Source organism: Micromonospora sp. NPDC000316, assembly GCF_042898885.1.
Taxonomy (GTDB): domain Bacteria; phylum Actinomycetota; class Actinomycetes; order Mycobacteriales; family Micromonosporaceae; genus Micromonospora.
In genome coordinates, this window is sequence record NZ_JBIAZG010000039.1 from 1 (window position 1) to 1,415 (window position 1,415).

At 56.3% G+C, this 1,415-nt stretch carries 1 rRNA gene (running past one end of the window); it reads right to left on the minus strand.

Annotation, left to right across the window (positions count from 1 at the left end):
* Positions 1-1,415 (minus strand): 23S ribosomal RNA (locus ACFY2Q_RS29405) (its annotated part continues 1,663 nt past the right edge of the window); the annotation flags it as partial.

The window sequence follows — 1,415 nt, forward strand, 5'->3', positions numbered from 1 at the left end:
AAGGTGGGTGGGATACCTCATCTTGAAGCAGGCTTCCCGCTTAGATGCTTTCAGCGGTTATCCCTTCCGAACGTAGCTAACCAGCCGTGCCCTTGGCAGGACAACTGGCACACCAGAGGTTCGTCCGTCCCGGTCCTCTCGTACTAGGGACAGCCCTTCTCAAGTATCCTACGCGCACGGCGGATAGGGACCGAACTGTCTCACGACGTTCTAAACCCAGCTCGCGTACCGCTTTAATGGGCGAACAGCCCAACCCTTGGGACCTGCTACAGCCCCAGGATGCGACGAGCCGACATCGAGGTGCCAAACCATCCCGTCGATATGGACTCTTGGGGAAGATCAGCCTGTTATCCCCGGGGTACCTTTTATCCGTTGAGCGACACCGCTTCCACTCGCAAGTGCCGGATCACTAGTCCCGACTTTCGTCCCTGCTCGACCTGTCAGTCTCACAGTCAAGCTCCCTTGTGTACTTGCACTCAACACCTGATTGCCAACCAGGCTGAGGGAACCTTTGGGCGCCTCCGTTACCTTTTAGGAGGCAACCGCCCCAGTTAAACTACCCACCAGACACTGTCCCTGAACCGGATAACGGTCCGAAGTTAGATACCCAAATCAACCAGAGTGGTATTTCAAGATTGCCTCCACCCATACTGGCGTATAGGTTTCACCGGCTCCCACCTATCCTACACAAGCTAATTCGAGTACCAATGTCAAGCTATAGTAAAGGTCCCGGGGTCTTTCCGTCCTGCCGCGCGTAACGAGCATCTTTACTCGTACTGCAATTTCGCCGGGCCTGTGGTTGAGACAGTGGGGAAGTCGTTACGCCATTCGTGCAGGTCGGAACTTACCCGACAAGGAATTTCGCTACCTTAGGATGGTTATAGTTACCACCGCCGTTTACTGGCGCTTAAGTTCTCCGCTTCGCCCCGAAGAGCTAACAGGTCCCCTTAACGTTCCAGCACCGGGCAGGCGTCAGTCCATATACATCGAATTACTTCTTCGCATGGACCTGTGTTTTTAGTAAACAGTCGCTTCCCCCTGCTCTCTGCGGCCATACAACGCTCCACCCGCGCGGGGCTTCACGTCTCCGGCCCCCCTTCTCCCTAAGTTACGGGGGCAATTTGCCGAGTTCCTTAACCACAGTTCGCCCGATCGCCTCGGTATTCTCTACCTGACCACCTGTGTCGGTTTGGGGTACGGGCCGCTAAGAACTCGCTAGAGGCTTTTCTCGGCAGCATAGGATCACTGACTTCACCTGAATCGGCTCGGCATCACGTCTCAGCCTTCATGTGGTGCGGATTTGCCTACACCACGGCCTACACGCTTACCCCGGCACAACCACCGGCCGGGCTCAGCTACCTTCCTGCGTCACCCCATCGCTTGACTACTACCCGCCAGGTTCCCACGCTCCCCAC